Origin of the sequence: Plesiomonas sp., from assembly GCF_051650925.1 — a bacterium.
Lineage (GTDB): Bacteria > Pseudomonadota > Gammaproteobacteria > Enterobacterales > CAMTGL01 > Plesiomonas.
Genome location: NZ_JBOFRH010000250.1, coordinates 1 through 1,998 on the forward strand (window position 1 = coordinate 1; position 1,998 = coordinate 1,998).

Annotated in this window: 2 protein-coding genes; one reads left to right on the top strand and one right to left on the bottom strand. The window is 44.7% G+C overall.

Translation table 11 applies throughout. From position 1 onward, the window contains the following. On the top strand, positions 1–374 hold a 374-nt coding region (locus ACRC27_RS06015), incomplete at its 5' end, for a DUF3418 domain-containing protein (protein ID WP_438639419.1). A gap of 146 nt (positions 375–520) precedes the next feature. On the opposite strand, the gene ACRC27_RS06020 is transcribed toward ACRC27_RS06015, so the two are convergent. Continuing rightward, complete coding sequence (locus ACRC27_RS06020) at positions 521–1,570, bottom strand: DUF2860 family protein (protein ID WP_438639420.1); 1,050 nt, start codon at positions 1,568–1,570, stop codon at positions 521–523. Positions 1,571–1,998: the final 428 nt, after the last annotated feature.

Below are 1,998 nucleotides of genomic sequence, written 5' to 3' on the forward strand. Positions count from 1 at the left end.
TGGCCTTTGCGCTGTCTGATGTGAAAGCGCAAATGGGCGGTTTGATTTACCGTGGTTTTGTCAGTGACACCGGCTGGCAGCGTTTAGCAGATCTGCAGCGTTATCTGAATGCCATCGAACGCCGCTTGGAGAAGTTACCCACTGATCCGAATCGCGATCGCGCGCAGATGCTGAAAGTGGAATGCGTGCAGCAGGAATACCAACAGCTGTTGGCAAAAATTCCGAAAGGGCAGCCAATTCCAGACAAAGTACAAGCAATTCGCTGGATGTTGGAAGAGCTGCGCGTGAGCTTCTTTGCTCAGCAACTGGGTACGCCATATCCGGTTTCGGATAAACGTGTGCGCATGGCCATTGAAGAAGCACTACAAGGCTAACTTGCTCATTACTTGCTCATTGTTACTTTGAGGTCGTGTGTAAGAGATAAAATTAAGGTCACCACAAGATTAAGCTTTATCCTGTGGTGACCTTTTTACATTCTTACCACGCTTTCAATACGTTATGCGGTAATTAGTTCGACGCATCAAAAACGATACAGCAAACCGGTAGTAAAGTTAGTCAGGGTGGTGTTGAAGAAATTCACATCCGAATTAATTTCGCCGTATGCCACGCCTGCATAGGCAGACAATTTTTTCACGTCAAAGATATTATTTTTGAACAGTACCACGTTGGCGGCAAAATCAGTGGAATCTGTTTTTTGGCCGAAGATTGGGTTGGCCTCTGAATAATCGGTTTTGCCTAAATACAGGTTACTTACGATGTTGTATTGCGAATCTTCAGAGCGCCAGAAATAACTTAACAAGCCACCGAATTGCGTATTGCTCATCGCATCGCCGTCCAATGAGTTATCGACATAACGAAACTCAGGGATCAGTGATTGGCGTTGATCAATAGCGTAGAAGTAGGAGACTTTGCTGGTATGACTCTTACCGCTACGCTTGAGCATGTTAACTTCTTGCTGGGTTAAGGTGCGGCCCAGAATTGGGTCGATATTGTTCAGCAAAAATTGGCCACTGTTCTCGCTGTCGACCGAGATATCACGATAGCTGTAATCGGCAGAGAAATTACTGCCCATGATGTTTTGCCAGCCCACTTGTACGCCGTTGATATCACGGCGCGTGTCGCTGCGATCGGTGCCAATGGCGTACGGGTCTTGCCACACTTTATTCGGTAAACCGGAGAATACATACGATACGGAAACAATACCGCTTTGGCCTAAACGCTGACGCACCCCCAGTTGCTGAGAGAAGTCCAGACGCACGGTATCTTGGATCAGGTTACCCAGATAGAACTGAGTGCCACTGTCACCCAGTGTATAACGCAAGTCGAGGTTAAAAGCAGGGCTTACCTGATTCTTCCCTGAGGGATCACTGGTCAGGCTGTTAACTTGTTTGTTCGCACCATCTTCGCCGCTTGGGCCAAGGTACAGGTTTGATGAGTTGCGAGTTACGTTCACGCCCGCAGAAACAAATCCTGACCAACCACTTTCTGTTGGAATATCAAATGGCCCCGCCGCATTTGCGTAGCCAGCTATAGTGAGCAAAGGGAGAGTAATTAGCGCTTTAGTCTTCATGATGATCCTGATTATTGTTATTTAGTGAGCCCACTCACGGATATTGCTTTCTCAATGTATCGTTAATGCATTGTTTTTCAATACAATTTATGGGTAAATACATTTTCTTATTATCAGGCGCTTATCTTATACCGGTTAGTCATAGAATACTGTTTCGATATTGTTTCTCGCGAAATATACAAATACATCTTCAATTAAGTATTTACGCTACCAGCCACTTTGCAACATTAAAGCAAGCTCGTTACGCAAGTTTACATGCTGAAATGTGATCTTTGTATGACTTAACGCTGATGATCGGGTACACCAAAAGACGGTTTTATTTGCTTATTTTGTATTCGGCAGAAAATAACGGATTGTCCTGCTCAAGTGAATATCAATTCAACATGAAATCTGAATGGTTACCTTATCATTATGCCAATGAGTACGAT